Here is a 19,258-nt window from a genome sequence, read left to right as displayed (position 1 = left end):
TTATTTTTATGATGTATTGGTTTGCCATGTTGGCTACTTCCGGATGATTTAAAGGATAATAATGAACTGGGCACACGTTTTGTTGGCAGGTTATATCGGGGCGGTGATTGCTATCGTCGTCGGCATGTTTCGCAAAAAAGGCTGGCTGGGCAAGATCTCCGGCGCGGTGGTTTTTGTGGTGGCGATTATCGCGTGGAATCTGTTTGATGTGCACTACCTGATCCCACGCGAAAGCCCGGATTATGGTCTGACCGAAGAGCAGCAGTTTGAAAAGGCGATGCTCTCCAATCCGGCATTTCAGGTGATTAAGGAGCAGGAACCTGAGCTGACACAAAAAATTATCAGCCAGGCAGCGCAGATGAAGAAAGCAGGGAGTAGCGAACAGCAGGTTATCGACGCGATACAACCACAAATTCTTCAGTTGCAAATGGCAAGATTGCAGCAGGCGCCAGATGCCAATGTCATTGAATATATGAAGATTAACCTTGAGCAGATCGCTGCTGTGGCCAAAATAGGTGATGACGAATGCTTCCGCTTTCTGTTTCCGGCAGTGAAAGGGGGGATTAACCCGGCACGTCTGGTTCCGCGTGAGATCATGAACCGTCGTATGGCGAGTGATATGAGTATGATGCGTGCTGCCTATGGTCCGAACAAACATACGGTCACGGCAGAAGAGAAACAGCTGGCGTTGCAGGATCTGCAAGCAATAAGCCCTGGGTTAGTACAGCGCTATGGGCCGGATATTCAGATCATGGCCGATCCGACTAAAGCGATCGGCAAAGAGAAGATTGCCTGTGAGATAGTGCAGGATCTCTGGTCACAGGTGCTGAAGCTGCCAACCGCCCGCGCGGCTGGCGTTATTCGACTGATGCTCTCAGCCGAGATGCAGTAACGCGGCTAAAGCCTCTCGGCATAAGGTCAGAGGGGCTTTAACATCCGCACTTCACAATCCACGTGCCCGGTACAGCCCAGCGCTTCGCTGATATGCTCAAAGCCTAAATGCTCATACAGGCGGATTGCCTCAGTCAGAAACGCTGTGGTCTCCAGATAGCACTGTTTAAAACCCTGCTCGCGGGCATGTTCGAGCGCCATCAATGCCAGCTTTTTCGCCAGCCCCTGACCGCGCGCGCTCGACAGGAAGTACATCTTTTGCAGCTCGCAAATGCCTGGTTCACTACATCCTAACGGCGCAACGCCGCCGCCGCCCACGACTTCACCATTTTGCTCAACCACCCAGTAGGCCGCGCCTGGCTGGCTGTAAACCTGGAACAGTTCGTCCAGATTAGGGTCGGCAACGGTATAGCCCTTATCGGCGGTAAGCCCGTATTCAGCGGAAACTTTGCGGATAACACGGGCAATGGCGGCGTTATCATCGGCAGAAATTCGGCGCAGCGTTGCCGCGACGGAGGTAATGGCACTCATAGCGAACTCATGACATAAAAGTGAGACATATGCAGTTAATACCACTGCGGTGAGGGGAAGCGCAAGCGAGGATAATTCAATAAAAAGCCTCTGAGCATATGCGTCAGAGGCTTTATCGTCTGTGGTGTCGGATGCGCTACGCTTATCCGACCTACGATGACGGTGCCCGTTTGCCGAATAAGTGCAGCGCTATCCGGCATAGGCAATTACAGCGCGGCGATGACCGCCTGCTGTTCAATCAGCTTCGCTTTGGCTTCTGCGTAACCATCCAGCTTCTCACGCTCTTTGGCGATGACTGCTTCCGGTGCGCGGGCAACGAAACCTTCGTTGGAAAGTTTGCCTTCGATACGGGCAATCTCGCCTTCGATTTTCGCCACTTCTTTCGCCAGACGTGCCAGCTCATCTTCTTTGTTGATGAGGCCAGCCATCGGGATCAGCAGTTCGGCGCCGTCGATGATTTTGGTCACGGAGACCGGACCTTTGTCATCGGCTGGCAGCACGGTAATGCTTTCCAGACGTGCCAGGTTCAGCAGGAAGCTGCGGTTGTCGTTCACACGACGCATCGCATCAGTGCTGCAACCACGCAGCAGCAGCTCCAGCGGTTTGCCCGGGGCGATGTTCATTTCCGCACGGATGTTACGTACGGCGACGATCGCCTGCTTCAGCCATTCGGTATCGGCCAGCGCCGCTTCATCAACCTGCGCTGCGTTATATTCCGGGAACGGCTGCAGCATGATGGTATCTGCAGTGTTGCCACAAATCACTTTCACGCGCTGCCAGATGGTCTCGGTGATGAACGGAATGATTGGGTGCGCCAGGCGCAGCAGACCTTCCAGCACGGTAACCAGCGTATTGCGGGTGCCGCGCAGTTCAGATTCGGAACCACCGTTCATGACCGGCTTGGTCAGCTCCAGATACCAGTCGCAGAACTGGTTCCAGGTGAACTCGTACAGAATGCCCGCGGCGATATCGAAGCGGAAGTTATCCAGCGCTTCGCGGTACGCTTTGATGGTCTGGTTGAATTCAGCGAGGATCCAGCGGTCCGCCAGAGACAGGGTCATTTCGCCGCCGTTGAAGCCGCAATCCTGATCTTCGGTGTTCATCAGCACGAAGCGGCTGGCGTTCCACAGTTTGTTACAGAAGTTACGGTAACCTTCCAGACGCTTCATGTCCCAGTTGATATCGCGACCGGTAGAGGCCAGCGCCGCCAGGGTGAAACGCAGGGCGTCGGTGCCGTGCGGCTCGATGCCGTCCGGGAACTGCTTCTCGGTACGCTTGGCAATTTTCTCAGCCAGCTGCGGCTGCATCATGTTGCCGGTACGTTTCTCCAGCAGTTCTGCCAGAGAGATACCGTCGACCATATCCAGCGGGTCAATCACGTTGCCCTTGGATTTGGACATCTTCTGGCCTTCGTCGTCGCGAATCAGACCGGTCATGTAGACGGTCTTGAACGGAACCTGCGGCTTGCCGTTTTCATCTTTGATGAAGTGCATGGTCATCATGATCATGCGGGCAATCCAGAAGAAGATGATGTCGAAGCCGGAAACCATCACGCTGGTTGGGTGGAACTGACGCAGCGCATCGGTGTTTTCCGGCCAGCCCAGCGTAGAGAAGGTCCACAGTGCAGAAGAGAACCAGGTATCGAGAACGTCTTCGTCCTGGCGCAGCGCAACGTCGGCACCGAGGTTGTTTTCCTGACGCACTTCGTCTTCGGTACGGCCAACGTAGACATTGCCGTCGTTGTCATACCATGCCGGGATGCGGTGACCCCACCACAGCTGACGGGAAATACACCAGTCCTGAATATCACGCATCCAGGAGAAGTACATGTTTTCGTACTGCTTCGGTACGAACTGGATGTCGCCGTTCTCAACCGCTTCAACCGCCGGTTTTGCCAGCACGTCGGCACGGACGTACCACTGGTCGGTCAGCATCGGTTCGATAACCACGCCGCCACGGTCGCCGTAAGGTACGGTCAGGTCGTGCGGTTTAATTTCTTCCAGCAGCCCCAGCGCATCAACGGCGGCAACCACCGCTTTACGCGCAGCAAAACGTTCCAGCTTCTGGAACTCAGCCGGGATTTCATTGGAGTAAACGTCGGACTCTTCGCCTTTGGTGTCGTACACTTCCGCGGTTTCGCGGATGTCGCCGTCAAAGGTCAGAATGTTGATCATCGGCAGGCCGTGACGTTTCCCGACTTCGTAGTCGTTAAAGTCGTGCGCCGGGGTGATCTTCACGCAGCCGGTGCCTTTTTCCATGTCGGCGTGTTCATCGCCGACGATCGGAATGCGACGGTTAACCAGCGGCAGGATAACGAATTTGCCAATCAGATCTTTATAGCGCGGATCTTCCGGGTTAACGGCTACGCCGGTATCACCCAGTACAGTTTCCGGACGGGTGGTGGCGACGACCAGGTAATCTTTACCGTCTGCGGTTTTCGCGCCGTCAGCCAGCGGATAGCGGATGTGCCACATGGAGCCTTTAGACTCGCGGTTTTCCACTTCCAGATCAGAAATAGCGGTGCGCAGTTTCGGGTCCCAGTTGACCAGACGCTTGCCACGGTAGATCAGATCTTCTTTGTACAGGCGAACAAAGACTTCTTTCACGGCATTGGAAAGACCTTCGTCCATAGTGAAGCGCTCGCGCTCCCAGTCAACGGAGTTGCCGAGACGGCGCATCTGACGGGTAATGGTGCCGCCAGATTCCGCTTTCCACTGCCAAATTTTGTCGATAAACGCTTCGCGACCGTAGTCGTGACGGTTTTTACCTTCTTCAGCGGCAATCTTACGCTCAACCACCATCTGGGTAGCGATACCCGCGTGGTCGGTACCGGCCTGCCACAGGGTGTTTTTACCCTGCATGCGCTGGTAGCGAATCATGGTATCCATGATGGTTTGCTGGAAAGCATGACCCATATGCAAACTGCCGGTGACGTTCGGCGGCGGGATCATGATGCAGAAGGACTCTTTGCTTTCATCGCCGTTAGGTTTGAAATAGCCCTGCTTTTCCCAGTGCTCGTAAAGCGGCTGTTCGATATCTTGTGGGTTGTATGTCTTTTCCATTATTTCCAGGTTGCCGTATTCAGGTTAAAACCAGCCACGCGGTAAGCTTTGTAGCGATCGCGTGCCGATTGTTTCAAAGAATCTTCGTAAGGAACGAAGTCTATCACTTCTGTGAAAGCGGTGGCAAAATCTGCAAAGCCAACGCGCAAACTGATGAGCAGGTCGCGCGGGCTGCTATTGCGTTTCTCCGGCCAGGCAATCTCTACCGGCGCGCCGCCTCTGGGGCCTTCTCCCGCCAGATTATGCGGAACAAAACTTTCTGCCGGTCTCGCCCACAGAGCTTCATCCAGTCGAAGAGCCTGCTTTTCGTTTTCACAGGCGATCAGCACGCGCTTGCCAGCACGCCAACGTTCTGCGGCAATTTCACACACCAGTTGTTCAACGGCGCTTAAGCCATCGACGGTGTTGTCATTGTCCAGAATATAGAACGTTGCGTTTCTCATGATATGGGGCTTCTTGTTGTGGATTTAAATGCAAAGCCGGGTGGCGCTACGCTTACCCGGCCTACGGTTGAGTGACGTTGTAGGCCGGGTAAGGCGAAGCCGCCACCCGGCGTGTTACATCACTCTTCGCCGTTAAAACCGGCACGATTGAGCAGGAACTGCGACAGCAGCGCGACCGGACGACCGGTTGCGCCTTTGGCTTTCCCTGAACGCCATGCGGTACCAGCGATATCCAGGTGCGCCCAGTTGTACTTACGGGTAAAGCGTGACAGGAAGCAGCCCGCGGTAATGGCACCGCCAGGGCGTCCGCCGATGTTCGCCATATCCGCAAAGTTGGACTCTAACTGCTCCTGGTATTCATCACCCAGCGGCAAACGCCACGCGCGGTCACCAGCCTGCTCGGACGCACCGATCAGCTCATGCGCCAGCGGGTTGTGGTTCGACATCAGGCCGGTGATGTGATGGCCCAGCGCAATCACGCATGCGCCGGTCAGGGTCGCGACGTCAATCACTGCTTCTGGCTCAAAGCGCTCGACGTAGGTTAACACGTCGCACAGCACCAGACGGCCTTCGGCATCCGTATTGAGCACTTCAACGGTCTGTCCAGACATCGTGGTCAGCACGTCGCCTGGGCGATACGCGCGGCCACCCGGCATGTTTTCACAGCCCGCCAGCACGCCGACAACGTTGATGGGGAGCTGAAGCTCGGCCACCATGCGCATCACGCCGTATACCGCTGCTGCGCCGCACATGTCGTATTTCATCTCATCCATGCCTTCGGCTGGTTTGATGGAGATACCGCCGGAGTCAAAGGTTAACCCTTTACCGACCAGCACGATCGGACGCGCGTCTTCGGACGGATTGCCTTTGTACTCGATGACCGACATCAGCGACTCGTTCTGCGAGCCGTGACCGACGGCCAGATAAGAGTGCATGCCCAGCTCTTTCATTTGTTGCTCGCCGATCACTCGGGTCACAACATTTTTGCTGTAGCTGTCTGCCAGCTGGCGCGCCTGAGAGGCCAGGTAGGCGGCGTTACAGATGTTCGGAGGCATGTTGCCAAGATCTTTTGCCGCTTTAATGCCGGCGGCGATCGCCAGACCGTGTTGGATCGCACGCTCACCGCTGGTCAGTTCGCGGCGGGTCGGCACGTTAAAGACCATTTTACGCAGCGGGCGACGTGGCTCGCTTTTGTTGGTCTTCAGTTGATCAAAGCTGTACAGCGTTTCCTGTGCCGTCTCAACGGCCTGGCGCACTTTCCAGTAGTTATTGCGCCCTTTGACGTGCAGCTCAGTCAGAAAGCAGACGGCTTCCATTGAGCCTGTATCATTCAGGGTATTGATGGTTTTCTGAATGACCTGCTTGTACTGGCGCTCATCAAGTTCGCGCTCTTTGCCACAACCAATAAGGAGAATTCGCTCAGACAGAACGTTAGGAACATGGTGCAGCAACAGGGTTTGACCCGGTTTGCCTTCCAGTTCGCCGCGACGCAGCAGTGCGCTGATGTACCCGTCGCTGATCTTGTCGAGCTGCTCTGCAATCGGAGAGAGGCGGCGTGGTTCAAAGACACCCACGACGATGCACGCACTCCGCTGTTTCTCCGGGCTACCGCTTTTTACACTGAACTCCATGCACTACGCTCCTGAATCTTAAAGACAACGGCGGTGGCTACGGATAGAATTGCAAGCTTTCGTAACTCATACCCGCTGTTGCGGTGACTTCGTGTTAATCTTAACGTTATTACGGCATTGGCACGTCAGAACAATTTCTGAGAGGTGGATCCGTTGAGTATAATGATCTTAGCGACGATTTCGACGACTCAAGAGAATAAATGACGTTTAAGCCATGAAACAAGCTAAATTCCGGCAAAAGACGGGTTTTTACGGGCGTATTTAAAGTGATAATCATAAGATATCTGGTTCGGGAAACGCTCAAAAGCCAACTTGCGATCCTATTCATCCTGCTTTTGATCTTCTTTTGTCAAAAGTTGGTCAGGATCCTTGGTGCGGCTGTTGACGGTGATATCCCGGCAAATCTGGTGCTCTCGCTGCTGGGGCTGGGCGTGCCAGAAATGGCGCAACTTATCTTGCCCTTAAGCCTGTTCCTCGGGCTTTTAATGACGCTGGGCAAACTGTATACCGAAAGCGAAATTACGGTCATGCACGCCTGCGGGCTGAGCAAGGCAGTGCTCGTGAAAGCGGCGATGGTGCTGGCGCTGTTTACCAGTATTATTGCGGCGGTCAACGTGATGTGGGCCGGGCCGTGGTCCTCCAGACATCAGGACGAAGTTCTGGCGGAGGCGAAAGCGAACCCCGGTATGGCGGCGCTTGCTCAGGGGCAATTCCAGCAGGCGACCAACGGCAGTTCGGTGCTGTTTATCGAAAGCGTTGACGGCAGCAATTTCAAAGACGTGTTCCTCGCGCAAATCCGCCCGAAAGGCAACGCTCGTCCTTCGGTCGTCGTAGCCGATTCCGGACATCTTACCCAGATGCGTGATGGCTCTCAGGTCGTGACGCTGAACCAGGGGACGCGCTTCGAAGGTACTGCGCTGCTGCGCGATTTCCGCATTACCGACTTCCAGGATTATCAGGCGATTATCGGTCATCAGGCCGTGGCGCTGGATCCAAACGATACCGACCAGATGAACATGCGTACGCTGTGGACGACCGACACCGATCGTGCCCGCGCGGAGCTGACCTGGCGTATCACGTTAGTATTCACCGTATTTATGATGGCGCTGATGGTCGTACCGCTGAGCGTGGTGAACCCGCGTCAGGGGCGCGTGCTGTCGATGCTGCCAGCAATGCTGCTCTATTTGCTGTTCTTCCTGGTTCAGACGTCGCTGAAGTCGAACGGCGGTAAAGGTAAGCTGGATCCGGTGTTCTGGATGTGGACGGTTAACCTGGCGTATCTGGCGCTGGCGATTGTGCTTAACCTCTGGGATACGGTGCCGATGCGCCGCTTGCGTGCCCGTTTTATGCGTAAAGGAGCGGTATAATGCAGCCTTTTGGTGTACTTGACCGCTATATCGGTAAAACCATTTTCACCACCATCATGATGACGCTGTTCATGCTGGTGTCGCTCTCCGGGATCATCAAGTTCGTTGACCAGCTGAAAAAAGCCGGGCAGGGGAGCTACGATGCGATGGGCGCCGGGCTGTATACCCTGCTCAGTGCGCCTAAAGATATCCAGATCTTCTTCCCGATGGCGGCACTGCTGGGGGCATTGCTGGGGCTGGGCATGCTGGCCCAGCGCAGTGAACTGGTGGTGATGCAGGCTTCTGGCTTTACCCGTATGCAGGTGGCGTTGTCGGTGATGAAAACCGCGATTCCGCTGGTGCTGCTGACGATGGCTATCGGCGAATGGGTCGCGCCACAAGGCGAACAGATGGCGCGTAACTACCGTGCGCAGCAGATGTACGGCGGCTCGTTGCTCTCTACCCAGCAGGGGTTGTGGGCGAAAGACGGTGACAGCTTTGTCTACATCGAGCGGGTGAAAGGCGACGCAGAGTTAGGCGGGATTAGCATCTACTCGTTTAACGACAAGCGCCGTCTGCAGTCTGTACGCTACGCTGCGAGCGCGACGTTTGACCCGGAACAGAAGGTCTGGCGTTTGTCGCAGGTGGATGAATCCAACCTGACCGATCCGAAGCAAATCACCGGCTCGCAAACGGTGAGCGGCACCTGGAAAACCAACCTGACACCCGACAAGCTCGGCGTTGTGGCGTTGGATCCTGATGCGCTGTCGATTAGCGGTCTGCATAACTACGTGAAGTACCTGAAGTCGAGCGGCCAGGATGCCGGACGCTATCAGCTCAATATGTGGAGCAAAGTCTTCCAGCCGCTGTCTGTAGCGGTCATGATGCTGATGGCGCTGTCGTTTATCTTTGGTCCGCTGCGTAGCGTCCCGATGGGCGTGCGCGTGGTGACAGGGATTAGCTTTGGCTTTGTGTTCTATGTGCTGGACCAAATCTTTGGCCCGCTGACGCTGGTGTACGGCATTCCGCCGATTATTGGTGCGCTGCTGCCAAGCGCCAGCTTCTTCCTGATAAGCCTGTGGCTGATGCTACGTAAGTCGTAATCACAGTAATCGTAGGCCTGATGGCATTGTGCTTTTCAGGCCTACTCCGGATCCGTAGGCCGGAGTAGGCGTTTACGCCGCCATCCGGCAACGTAACACGGGGCTAGCGTTTTCTCCCGCCCATCAAACTCCCCAACATGCCGCGAATTATCTGATTGGTAACCTGTCGCGCCGCGCTTTTCGCCACGCTCTGCACTACGCCATCGCGCTTACCGCCGCGCGGTCCGGTGCTGCCAAACAGAATATCCTTCAACCCACCGAGAATACCGCCATCCACATCGACGGCTTTACCGTTGGCGGGAGGCGTATTTTGCTGCTCGGTACTGGCCTGTACGCCTTGCTGTAAACGTTCATAGGCGGACTCGCGGTCGATATCTTCTTCATATTTACCGTACAGAGAAGAGTGATTAATCAGCCCGTTGCGTTCGTCGTCCGTCACCGGTCCCATCCGTGAGCATGGCGCAATCACCATCGCCCGTTCAACCACCGACGGGCTGCCTTTGGCGTCCAGAAACGACACCAGCGCCTCACCGGTTCCCAGCTCCTGAATGGCTTTTTCGGTATCAAATGCCGGGTTGGCGCGCATGGTTTGCGCCGCGGTTTTCACCGCTTTCTGATCTTTCGGGGTGAACGCGCGCAGGGCGTGCTGCACGCGGTTCCCCAACTGACCAAGCACGTTGTCCGGAATATCCGACGGGTTTTGCGAGACGAACCACACGCCGACCCCTTTCGAGCGGATCAGACGGATCACCTGTTCGATTTTATCCAGTAGCACCTGCGGGGCATCGTTGAACAGCAGGTGCGCTTCATCGAAGAAGAACACCAGTTTTGGCTTCTCCAGATCACCCGCTTCCGGCAACTGTTCGTACAGTTCGGAGAGCATCCACAGCAGGCTGGCGGCGTACAGTTTGGGCATCTGGTAGAGCTTCTCGGCGCTGAGGATATTAATCATCCCTTTGCCGCTGGCGTCGGTACGCATCCAGTCTTTGATGTCCAGCATCGGTTCGCCAAAGAAGTGTGCCGCTCCCTGCTGCTCCAGCGACAGCAGTCCGCGCTGGATAGCCCCGACCGAGGCGCTACTGATATTGCCGTACTGATTCTGGAAGGATTTAGCGTTATCGCCAATGTACTGGGTGATGGCCCGCAGGTCTTTGAAATCGAGCAGCAACAGACCCTGGTCATCGGCAATGCGGAAGATTATATCCAGCACGCCGGACTGCACGTCGTTGAGGTTCAGCAGACGGGCCAGCAGAAGCGGTCCGAGGTCTGATACCGTGGCCCGTACGGGGTGACCTTTTTCGCCGAAGATATCCCACACCGTGACCGGATTAGCATGCGGTTGCCAGTCGGTAATGCCGATATTTTTCAGGCGGGCGAGCAGCTTTTCAGAGGCTTGCCCTTCCTCGGCCACGCCGGTTAAGTCACCTTTCACATCGGCCATAAATACCGGAACGCCAATCTCGGACAGCGATTCGGCCAGCTTCTGTAGCGTGACGGTTTTACCGGTCCCGGTCGCGCCGGTAATCAGCCCGTGACGGTTGGCCATACCTGGCAGTAAAAACAATTCGGTGTCCGGCGTGCGGGCAATTAGCAGGGGTGCGCTCATTGAGATTTCCTCCATTTATCCTGCCTGGAGTATAGGCAACCGTGACGCACTCTTCACCGCTAAATTGCGGAGATTGTGAGGAGAATTTAACCTGTCTGGAATAGCGGGGAGAATAGCCGGGAAGCTTACGCCACCCGGCAAAGACGATCAGAAGTCGGCTTTAAGTACTACGCGGTAGCGGGCCTTACCGTCACGCACGTGCTGGATAGCTTCGTTAATTTGCGACATCGGGTACAGTTCGGTGGTGGGCGACACCTTGCTGCGCCCGGCAAATTTCATCAGCTTGCGCAGCTCGAACGGCGTACCTGTTGCCGAACCGGAGATGCTGCGATCGCCGGCTATTAAGGTGAACGCCGGAACCGGCAGCGGCTTCAGCACCGCGCCGACGGTATGGAAGTTACCGCCGTAGGCCAGCGCTTCAAAATAGGGCTGCCAGTCGAGATCGACGTTAACCGTATTAATAATGAGATCAAACTGGCCCGCCAGCGCTTTTAGCGCATCCGGATCGCGGCTGTTGACCACCTTATCCGCACCCATTGCCAGCACTTCCTGCTCTTTCGCCGGATTGGAGCTGAACGCGGTCACTTCGCAGCCCATCGCGTGTAACAGCTTAATGGCGATATGCCCCAGGCCGCCGATGCCGATCACCCCGACGCGGCTGGTGGCGGTGATATGGTGCATCAGCAGCGGTTTGAACACCGTGATGCCGCCGCACAGTAATGGACCAGCGGCCGCCAGATCGATACTCTCCGGCAACGGGATCACCCACTGCCAGTCGGCCCGCAGCTTCTCGGCAAAGCCACCGCGATTAAGAATTGTGGGAACAGACCCTTCAAGGCAGTTGATCTGATTACCGCTGATACAGGCGTCGCAGTGCCCGCAGCTGCGTGCCGTCCAGCCAACGCCGACGCGCTGACCAACCTTCAGACCTTTATCCTGCGCCGCGCTGCCGAGCGCCGCCACGCGACCAATCACCTCATGCCCGGCAACCAGCGGATACTGAGAGAATCCCCATTCGTTGTCGATCATCGACAAATCAGAATGGCAGATACCGCAGTAATCGACCTGGACTTCGACATCTTCCGGCTTAAGCTCGCCCGCATCATATTCATAGAGTTCGAGTTCGCTGCCCGCAGCTTTTGCAGCGTAGCTTTTTATCATCGACATCGTATTTCCCTCAGTATGGTGTTGAACTGGAAGTGTAGAGCATGGGGAAACGGGACGCTTCGCAGAAGGGGGGATTAAGGAGGGGGCAAACTGTGATGATGGTTACAGGTAAGAAAGGTAATGCTGAAATTTTCAACACTTAGCGAGCCAGACACACGCTGGCGCTTGCATGGTGGCGCATGACAGGTATAATCCACAACGTTTTCCGCATCCCTTCCGTGCCGGAGTGGCGAAATCGGTAGACGCAGTTGATTCAAAATCAACCGTAGAAATACGTGCCGGTTCGAGTCCGGCCTTCGGCACCAAGTGATGCAATAATTAGCTACCTAAGGGTGGCTTTTTTTGTGTCCATTTTCGTCCAAATTCGTCCATATCTGTCTGTAATTCAAAGATAATTTATTTTTCGATTATAACCATGTTTATTTTTTGGCCTTTCCGTATTGGTCGTTTTTTATCCATTGACATCCACGCTATTTGGGGGCCAAATTGGGGGCTTAGACGTAGTTCGATAATAGTGAGGCCCCCAAATGGCACTAACAGATCGCGCTATAGTCCACGCCAAGCCTTGTGGCAAGCCGTATAAGCTCAGTGACTCGCATGGACTTTACCTGCTGGTTAACCCTAACGGTTCAAAACGCTGGTACATCAAGTACCGCTTTGTAAACAAAGAGAAAAAGCTCGCTTTAGGCCCTTATCCGCTTTTGACGCTTGCGCAGGCAAGACGCATGCGTGAAGAGGCCCAATTACTGCTGATTTCCGGTATCGATCCGAGCGCACACCGAAAGGCTGAACGCCTTGCTGTAACGCCGGAACATACGTTTGAGTCCGTAGCACGCGAATGGGTCTCCAGCAACGTGAACTGGTCGGCGGAACATAAGAAGCGGGTGCTGCGTTATTTCGAGCTTTACGTATTCCCCACGAACGGCAGTTGCGACATCACCAAAATGAAGGTTAAAGACCTGCTGGTACCCATCAAGGAGGTGGAGAAAGCGGGTAAACTGGATGTTGCTTCCCGGCTTCAGCAGCGCACTGCCTGCGTGATGCGCTACGCCGTCCAGAATGGCATTATCGATCATAACCCCGCATCAGATTTAACCGGCGCGGTCTCCACGCCCAAAGTTCGTCACCACCCGGCGCTGGATCTGAATCTTATCCCTGATTTCCTGGAAAGAATCGACGATTACAAAGGCCGTCAACTGACTCAACTGGCGGTAAAGCTGGCGCTGCTGCTGTTTATCCGTTCCAGCGAACTGCGCTTTGCCCGCTGGGATGAAATTGACCTGCGTAACGCCATGTGGACAATCCCCGCCGAGCGTGAGCCGATCCCCGGCGTTAAATATTCAGCGCGTGGGGCGAAGATGCGTTCTCCTCACCTGGTACCCCTGTCATATCAGGCCATCGAACTGCTGCACGAGGTGCGGCAGCATTGCCGACCGGGAACTGAACTGGTGTTCCCCGGCGATCATAACTACCGCAAACCGATGAGCGAAAACACCATCAACAAAGCGCTGCGGGTGATGGGCTACGACACCCAGAAAGACGTCTGCGGCCACGGTTTTCGCACTATGGCCTGTAGCGCGCTGGTGGAGTCGGGCCTGTGGTCAAGCGACGCGGTAGAGCGCCAGATGAGCCATCAGGAGCGCAAGCGCGTGCGGGCGGCGTATATCCACAAGGCGCAGCATCTCGAAGAACGTCGGGAGATGATGCAGTGGTGGGCGGATTATCTGGATGCAAACCGGTTCAGGCATGTTGTGCCGTATGGCTTCAAAAAGTCGCCGGGAGGCGCACTCGACCATATGAGTTTCCAGGAGCGCAATGACCGGCAGCTAGAGGAACTGAAAGCCAGAATACTGGCCGACTCGGAATGGCTGACGGCGTCAGAATTATCCGCAAAAGCGGGTTTTCGTTCCGCCGATCCTGAGGCGGGCCCCAAAGGCTGGAAAGCGGTCGGGAAGATATTCTCGCTGAAGGTCGATGGTGAGGATTTGTACCCGGATTATGTTCTGGATGAGAAAATGCGGCCTCTTAAGGTTGTGAGGTTGATACTCTCGCTGTTCAAGGAACGCAAAACGCCGTGGGGGCTGGCTATCTGGTTCGGTTCGGCAAACCGCAGGTTGAGAGGTGTGAAGCCGAAAGATTTGCTGATTTCGAAGTCAGAGTTGGTTCTGATGGCGGCGCAGGATGAGGTTGAGTCGGGGGAGTAAAGTTAATACCGATATGCAAATAGTAGTAATGCGCAATCGAAATTCCCCTGACTCGCAATCATTGGAAATCACGCACAATGATCTTACCTATGTAAAGTGGACCCAGCCCTAAGCGAAGTTCTGGTTTTCATACTGATCCGGGCCGAGACCGCTGCACGCACTTCAAACTGCCAAAACTACACTAATGAACATAATGCTTTTATTACTTATTCCCGTTAATTAGTAGAATAACAGCGGCCGGTATTTAATATATTCGACCGCTGATTGTTGCAGTCAAATAAAATGACTATTCTCAGCTTTAGACTGAAAAACATAAAGATTTATGCGCGTGTCCATCCGTGAATTAAATAATCAATCGTGATGATGGCCGCAGCTACCGATGCAACTGTATGGAAAACGTCGTCTTTAGTGCTGTCACCAAAATCGCTGATCCCTCTCACAATAAGAGCTGGAATTTTCTGTTTCTCGCAAGCATCAAACACACCATAAGCTTCCATTTCGGCTACATAGGCTTTGTCATGAAGGGATCTGAAGCTTTTCTGCAAATCAGGATCACGTATAAGAAGTTCTCCTGATGCTACGGTGGCAAGAGACACTGTTATTCCAGTGGCTACATTGCCAGCCTGCGAGTTTGCAGGAATCTCGAGTCCCATAGTTTTTGCTCGTTCACCAAGACGAACAGATAGCGACGATGTTGCAAGATAGGTATTGAGGTTTTGCTGAGTTGACATGTGGGGACGTAGCATTTCAGGCCGATGTGCAAGCTTTCCACCTTCTAACGCGGCCGCACTTTCATAATAGATTACACGATCAGAGATAATGACTTCACCCAGCACCATTTTATCTCGTAACCCTGCAGCAATCCCCATCATCATAACTTTTTTGGGTTTAAACTCAGATAATAGAATGGTGGTAATGGCTGACGCATTTACATTTCCGGCACCGGCGAAAGATGCCACTATGCACGTCATAGGGCCGTCTGAACGTTGGATCACGGTGGTCCAGAAATGTATTCCGTTTGATGTCAGGCTAGGGGGGATGTCATCAGCTATATCAAACGCTTTTTTTGCTGCAGCAAGCTCAACTGGTAAGGCTGTCAGTATCAACACATCCGGAGCGCGTAATGATTGTTGTGTAGCCCATTCATGTTTAAGCAGTTCAACCGCTATTTCTGAAAGTTGCCCCAGCTCATAACAAGGTTCTTGCAACGATAAAGTATCAAGCTGGTTTCTCACGGACTCCCCGGTACAAGAGAACATAGTAAGTGGTTCTCTGTAGAAACGAGCATGCAGGCCTAAAGCCCCTTTCCCATCATCACAAATTCCACCAAGCTCTATATCAAACGGTAATACAGGGTGGTTAGCTTTACGCATTTTGTACGCACGGTCGGAAACACCTTTCCCCCCACCTAAGGCGATCATGCCCGTGGCAGCCCCAACCTGTTCATCTCCTATATTTCCGCCAGTAATGAGATCATCATCCAGATAATTTACAACAGCAAATTTAGTCATCAAGAGTTTACGAATTAACATTCGTTCCTCCTCAGTCATCTTTTCCCGCATTGCTGAACGTGATGTGACGATTAGGAGTTGTTTAGCTGGTGTATATTTTTCCATCAACTTCTCCGCTTCATTTACCACGGTCCAGTCGAAGGTTAGAAGCTCCCCATCTTCATTTACAGGTTTTCCTGCCAAGTAGACAACCAACCCCACATTCGCATCAAGGATGCTTTGCGTAAGCGCACGAACGAAGTTATGAGCTCGGTCAATATTTCGCTTTTCTGTATTTTTAGAGATGCTGCCAGCGATCAGAACATATTCGTTATTAGTATTTGCCATCGCAATGGTTCCTAAAGGTCCGTTATTTTTTATCGTTTGAGCAAGGTATAGATTTCGTCTTTGTTTTTTAATGCTAGCTGCAATGCTTCCGGAGTTTGGTTCGACTGAGCCTCAGTCAGGTTGAGCTGGAAGAGAAGATAGTGCAGTAGCGCTTGCCGACATTCCAGATGAATTTCTCCGTCAACCATTGCGTAATCACTTTCAATAAGGCTTCGTTGGGCTGGTTGCAGTTTAGGATGAGCAATAAGAATAACTTTGATGTAAGTATTCCAGGCCGTATCGCAATTAGTTCGTTCTTCGTCCGGTCCAGCATTCTGAGCTTGTACAATCCGCGACAATAAAAAGTCCCGAAACTCTCTACGCTTATGGCACCATGCTCTTGTATGCCAGCGATAGCCATCATGGACTAATGAATGAGGTGTTAGTGTACGCTCACTGCCCTCAGGATTACTCATCGATTGATAAATGACCTGAACGGCCTCACGTTCTCGTATAGCTCGCAATATTTGACTCACTATATCCGTATCCAGCCTTCGTAGAAGTCGCGGGACAGCAGAAACGGGGGAACGCCAACCTAGAAAGCTTCCAAATTGAATTTCTGGTTGGACGGCTACACGCAACAAATCATTCAGATAGCACTCCAGAGAACTGGCAGCAAAGACTGGTTTGAACAACTTGGTTGAACGGTAAACCCGGGCACGCATATCGTATTCAAGATTGCCAGGGGCCATCTTTGCGTATTCGTTAAGATCTAGGGAAGCTTGCGGTACTGAAATCCCAAAAAAATCAGTAAGACTGCTACGGTTGATTTGTCCATCCCACCGGAGCCTATAGTCAATGAATTCAAGCCGCCGTTCTTGTCCCCAACGTGCTCCCTGCCGTCCTTTTTGGCTTGCTAACTTATCTTTTTCTCTGAACTTATCTGACATGTTGCCCTCGGTAGCATATAAAAAGTAGATGCAATATAAAAACTAGACTCAATATAAAAAATAGGCGTATAGTAATGCTACGCTATAGAGCTATAAGGCGCAACCATCACCTCAGATGATGCTGAGGAAGACTGTTGCAGTTTTTATCAATGATTTTCGGGGGGATGTGGATGTCGCTTACTAATACTCAGATCCGGTACTACGACAGTAATGTGTTACGTTTGCCTAAAGATAAACGTGAAACTTACAATGCTCAGGTAGATCGGCTTATTACAGCGCTGCGTAAGAAGTTGAAAGAACAGGATAAAATAACAATCAAGCGTGTTGTAAAAGCTGGGTCCTTTGCGAAACATACTATTTTGCGCAAAACGTCAGACAACCCGGTTGATGTGGATGTTGTATTTTACGTTAGCGGGAAAAAGGTTGCAGAGGAATCTTACGCAAGTCTGAGTGAAAAAATCCACGAAGCTCTGCTGAAAGTGTATCCCAGCAAAGCTGTAGAGGATTTTAAAATTCAACGTAAGGCGGCGACTGTTTCCTTTGTCGGTACGGGGTTAGATGTCGACATTGTCCCCGTAATCGAAAATCCGGACAAGGAGGGTTATGGCTGGCAATTTGACCGTTTTGATGGTTCGAAGACAGAGACTTGTGCACCCTGTCAGATCAAATTTATTAAAGATCGCAAAGATCAGGATCCAGATTTCCGTACGTTGGTACGCTTGGCTAAACGTTGGCGTACTAATATGGAATGCCCGCTCAAGTCATTTCATATAGAACTGATCATGGCCCATGTGCTGGAAATCAATGGGAAGGAGGAATCGCTGGAGAAACGATTCCGGGATTTCCTGTTATACATTGCTGAATCAGGGTTACAGGAAGTCATCTCATTTCCGGAAAATAGCACTGTACCGACATTCAATGATTCTGTTGTCATACTGGACCCCGTTTGCGATACCAACAATGTAACCAGCCGCATTACTGAAAACGAGCGAAAAGAAATCGTTCGACTTGCAGATGAAAGCTGGGCAACCGCAAATTTTGCATCTGAGGAAGGAGATTACGATCTCTGGAAAGAATTATTTGGTCGTTCATTCAAAGTGGAGGATGCAGCATGAGTTATTCCTCGACTGAAACATCGACTTATACCGCAACGGACGTTGAAGCAGTTATGCGACGTATCACGGCTGACTTAGTCATGATCGCAGCTAGTACTGGCGCAGTAACTGAAACCTGTGCTCGCAATTGGGCTCATGACATAGAGCTTCTGGCAAAAAATGGTTATCTAAATTATGTCGATTTGACTCTCATAAGTAATGGCGTCGAAAAAAAAGCTACCCGTTTCTATGTCAATGATTCGGGTGGGCTCGCGAATGACAGGCCAGGGGATGCCCGTTGGCCAAGAATTGATGGTGCTCGACTGCGAATTATTCTAAATCATCTGGATTCCTATGATCAGGCGGCAGAACAAAAACTTTCAAGCAAAATGAAAGTTTCCTGGTCGCCATCCAGTGACGATATCAGCCATTCAGGTTTAACTCGGAAGGGTGGTCGCGAATATTCCAGCAATGGCTACGGTATGCAACGTAAGGATTACAATTGATGAGTAAAAGCAGTGTTTTTGATTCTGTGATTGACCTTCCTCAGCAAACGCTGACAGAACGCGAAGAAGTTTTACTTGGTTTCAAAGATCGCTATGAAAGCGTCCATAACCAACTCAGTCTGCTCCTAAATCAAGGACAACTTCTTGATTGGAGTAAAAAGTACCATAAAAGCGTTTTACCAATCTGTAAACTTGTTTCTGAACAGTACCCACTTGTTATTTTTCATGGTGATGTTGGCACAGGTAAAACAGCAACAGCTGAGTGCATCGCGAATCGTATTGTTCGAGAGTCACGTACGGAGGATTCTGCTCTATTTAAACTCAGCAACCGGGTTCGTGGTTCTGGGAAAGTAGGAGAAATGGGTACGCTGTTAACTCAAGCATGGGCAGAAGTATGCGAGGCTGCGGGCAAAAATCGTAGAGCTATACTGATTATTGATGAAGGGGATTCAATCGCTGCTTCTCGCTCTCAAAGCCACAGCCATCACGAAGATAAAGTCGCAGTAAATACTTTAATTCAAGGTGTGGATGACCTGCGAAAATATGGTGGCCGTGTTGTGGTGATTTTATGCACCAACAGACTCTCCGTTCTTGATGCTGCACTTCGTAGACGAGCTGCTATTGTAGAAGAGTTCACTCGCCCCGGACCTACAGAACGAGAGGCTCTTTTTCGCATGGATCTTGAAGGGATGGGATTATCAGATATCCAATATCGCCAATTAGCTGTTGCGACTGGCGAACGAGAAAATCAGCCCTCTTGGACATATTCTGATATTCGAACCCGCCTTTATCCTGCGGCAATGTCTAGAGCGTTCCCTGAACGGGCTTTAGACTTTAGTGATTTAATCGAATCACTAAAGGTAATGCAACCTTCTCCCGTCATGGAAGATATGTAACGATAGAAATC

At 52.4% G+C, this 19,258-nt stretch carries 15 protein-coding genes, 1 tRNA gene and 1 pseudogene; 9 read left to right on the top strand and 8 right to left on the bottom strand.

The window, feature by feature from the left end; all coding sequences use genetic code 11:
* Positions 1-61: 61 nt before the first annotated feature.
* The gene (locus tag JQN59_RS20630; RefSeq protein WP_060682819.1) at positions 62-892 is read left to right on the top strand and encodes a hypothetical protein; all 831 of its coding nucleotides are present in this window, start codon (positions 62-64) and stop codon (positions 890-892) included.
* 26 nt (positions 893-918) lie between these two features.
* Here the strand turns inward: JQN59_RS20630 and JQN59_RS20625 are convergent, their stop codons facing one another.
* The 4 genes from JQN59_RS20625 to pepA all read right to left on the bottom strand — a co-directional run bounded on the left by JQN59_RS20625 (position 919) and on the right by pepA (position 6,558).
* Complete coding sequence (locus JQN59_RS20625; protein ID WP_003830259.1) at positions 919-1,422, bottom strand: GNAT family N-acetyltransferase; 504 nt, start codon at positions 1,420-1,422, stop codon at positions 919-921.
* Positions 1,423-1,628: 206 nt separating this feature from the next.
* A complete protein-coding gene (locus tag JQN59_RS20620; protein WP_149607505.1) occupies positions 1,629-4,484 on the bottom strand; it encodes a valine--tRNA ligase in 2,856 nt (951 codons plus the stop codon).
* Positions 4,484-4,927 (bottom strand): DNA polymerase III subunit chi, encoded by a 444-nt coding sequence (holC, locus tag JQN59_RS20615; protein ID WP_003830256.1) that lies wholly within the window; start codon positions 4,925-4,927, stop codon positions 4,484-4,486. The genes JQN59_RS20620 and holC overlap by 1 nt, the downstream gene beginning before the upstream one ends.
* 119 nt (positions 4,928-5,046) lie before the next feature.
* On the bottom strand, positions 5,047-6,558 hold the full coding sequence (pepA, locus tag JQN59_RS20610) for a leucyl aminopeptidase (RefSeq protein WP_003025870.1): 1,512 nt from the start codon (positions 6,556-6,558) through the stop codon (positions 5,047-5,049).
* A gap of 153 nt (positions 6,559-6,711) precedes the next feature.
* Between pepA and JQN59_RS27020 the strand changes: the two genes are divergently transcribed.
* The 3 genes from JQN59_RS27020 (at position 6,712) to lptG (ending at position 9,007) form a co-directional block, all read left to right on the top strand.
* The gene (locus JQN59_RS27020) at positions 6,712-6,762 is read left to right on the top strand and encodes a hypothetical protein (protein ID WP_212723231.1); all 51 of its coding nucleotides are present in this window, start codon (positions 6,712-6,714) and stop codon (positions 6,760-6,762) included.
* Positions 6,763-6,824: 62 nt separating this feature from the next.
* Positions 6,825-7,925, top strand: a complete 1,101-nt coding sequence (gene lptF / locus JQN59_RS20605; protein ID WP_032942200.1) for an LPS export ABC transporter permease LptF — start codon at positions 6,825-6,827, stop codon at positions 7,923-7,925.
* Complete coding sequence (gene lptG, locus JQN59_RS20600; protein ID WP_008786067.1) at positions 7,925-9,007, top strand: LPS export ABC transporter permease LptG; 1,083 nt, start codon at positions 7,925-7,927, stop codon at positions 9,005-9,007. Before lptF ends, lptG begins: the two co-directional genes overlap by 1 nt.
* A gap of 103 nt (positions 9,008-9,110) precedes the next feature.
* On the opposite strand, the gene JQN59_RS20595 is transcribed toward lptG, so the two are convergent.
* Entirely contained in the window at positions 9,111-10,613 is a 1,503-nt protein-coding gene (locus tag JQN59_RS20595) for a helicase HerA-like C-terminal domain-containing protein (protein ID WP_149607506.1), read from the bottom strand.
* A gap of 147 nt (positions 10,614-10,760) precedes the next feature.
* Positions 10,761-11,780, bottom strand: coding sequence for an NADPH-dependent aldehyde reductase Ahr (ahr, locus tag JQN59_RS20590; protein WP_048236253.1), 1,020 nt, complete (start codon positions 11,778-11,780; stop codon positions 10,761-10,763).
* 220 nt (positions 11,781-12,000) lie between these two features.
* Between ahr and JQN59_RS20585 the strand changes: the two genes are divergently transcribed.
* Together JQN59_RS20585 and JQN59_RS20580 are read left to right on the top strand one after the other, a co-directional pair.
* Positions 12,001-12,085, top strand: a tRNA-Leu gene (locus tag JQN59_RS20585).
* A 222-nt stretch (positions 12,086-12,307) separates the two neighbouring features.
* Positions 12,308-13,555, top strand: a pseudogene (locus JQN59_RS20580) (tyrosine-type recombinase/integrase); the annotation flags it as partial.
* A gap of 749 nt (positions 13,556-14,304) precedes the next feature.
* On the opposite strand, the gene JQN59_RS20575 reads toward JQN59_RS20580, so the two are convergent.
* Positions 14,305-15,822, bottom strand: a complete 1,518-nt coding sequence (locus JQN59_RS20575) for a phosphorylase family protein (protein ID WP_149607508.1) — start codon at positions 15,820-15,822, stop codon at positions 14,305-14,307.
* Positions 15,823-15,851: 29 nt separating this feature from the next.
* Entirely contained in the window at positions 15,852-16,751 is a 900-nt protein-coding gene (locus JQN59_RS20570) for a helix-turn-helix transcriptional regulator (RefSeq protein WP_149607509.1), read from the bottom strand.
* 134 nt (positions 16,752-16,885) lie between these two features.
* On the opposite strand from JQN59_RS20570, the gene JQN59_RS20565 reads away from it, so the two are divergent.
* From JQN59_RS20565 to JQN59_RS20555, 3 genes are read left to right on the top strand one after another with little or no spacing between them, the layout of a single operon-like run.
* Complete coding sequence (locus tag JQN59_RS20565; protein ID WP_239484204.1) at positions 16,886-17,866, top strand: CBASS oligonucleotide cyclase; 981 nt, start codon at positions 16,886-16,888, stop codon at positions 17,864-17,866.
* Entirely contained in the window at positions 17,863-18,351 is a 489-nt protein-coding gene (locus tag JQN59_RS20560) for an HORMA-1 domain-containing protein (RefSeq protein ID WP_149607511.1), read from the top strand. Before JQN59_RS20565 ends, JQN59_RS20560 begins: the two co-directional genes overlap by 4 nt.
* Complete coding sequence (locus JQN59_RS20555) at positions 18,351-19,247, top strand: ATP-binding protein (protein ID WP_149607512.1); 897 nt, start codon at positions 18,351-18,353, stop codon at positions 19,245-19,247. The genes JQN59_RS20560 and JQN59_RS20555 overlap by 1 nt, the downstream gene beginning before the upstream one ends.
* The last annotated feature ends 11 nt before the right edge of the window (positions 19,248-19,258 follow it).

This window comes from Citrobacter sp. B72 (genome assembly GCF_016894305.1).
Taxonomy (GTDB): domain Bacteria; phylum Pseudomonadota; class Gammaproteobacteria; order Enterobacterales; family Enterobacteriaceae; genus Citrobacter; species Citrobacter portucalensis.
The sequence above is the reverse complement of the archived record's forward strand: the minus strand, read 5'-3'. Positions and strand labels throughout refer to the sequence as shown.

What these genes read in the sequence shown, in the direction of transcription:
- JQN59_RS20630 (WP_060682819.1), top strand. Translation starts at nt 62, where the DNA reads ATGAACTGGGCACACGTTTTGTTGGCAGGTTATATCGGGGCGGTGATT.
- JQN59_RS20625 (WP_003830259.1), bottom strand. Translation starts at nt 1,422, where the DNA reads ATGAGTGCCATTACCTCCGTCGCGGCAACGCTGCGCCGAATTTCTGCC.
- JQN59_RS20620 (WP_149607505.1), bottom strand. Translation starts at nt 4,484, where the DNA reads ATGGAAAAGACATACAACCCACAAGATATCGAACAGCCGCTTTACGAG.
- holC (WP_003830256.1), bottom strand. Translation starts at nt 4,927, where the DNA reads ATGAGAAACGCAACGTTCTATATTCTGGACAATGACAACACCGTCGAT.
- pepA (WP_003025870.1), bottom strand. Translation starts at nt 6,558, where the DNA reads ATGGAGTTCAGTGTAAAAAGCGGTAGCCCGGAGAAACAGCGGAGTGCG.
- lptG (WP_008786067.1), top strand. Translation starts at nt 7,925, where the DNA reads ATGCAGCCTTTTGGTGTACTTGACCGCTATATCGGTAAAACCATTTTC.
- JQN59_RS20595 (WP_149607506.1), bottom strand. Translation starts at nt 10,613, where the DNA reads ATGAGCGCACCCCTGCTAATTGCCCGCACGCCGGACACCGAATTGTTT.
- ahr (WP_048236253.1), bottom strand. Translation starts at nt 11,780, where the DNA reads ATGTCGATGATAAAAAGCTACGCTGCAAAAGCTGCGGGCAGCGAACTC.
- JQN59_RS20575 (WP_149607508.1), bottom strand. Translation starts at nt 15,822, where the DNA reads ATGGCAAATACTAATAACGAATATGTTCTGATCGCTGGCAGCATCTCT.
- JQN59_RS20570 (WP_149607509.1), bottom strand. Translation starts at nt 16,751, where the DNA reads ATGTCAGATAAGTTCAGAGAAAAAGATAAGTTAGCAAGCCAAAAAGGA.
- JQN59_RS20560 (WP_149607511.1), top strand. Translation starts at nt 17,863, where the DNA reads ATGAGTTATTCCTCGACTGAAACATCGACTTATACCGCAACGGACGTT.
- JQN59_RS20555 (WP_149607512.1), top strand. Translation starts at nt 18,351, where the DNA reads ATGAGTAAAAGCAGTGTTTTTGATTCTGTGATTGACCTTCCTCAGCAA.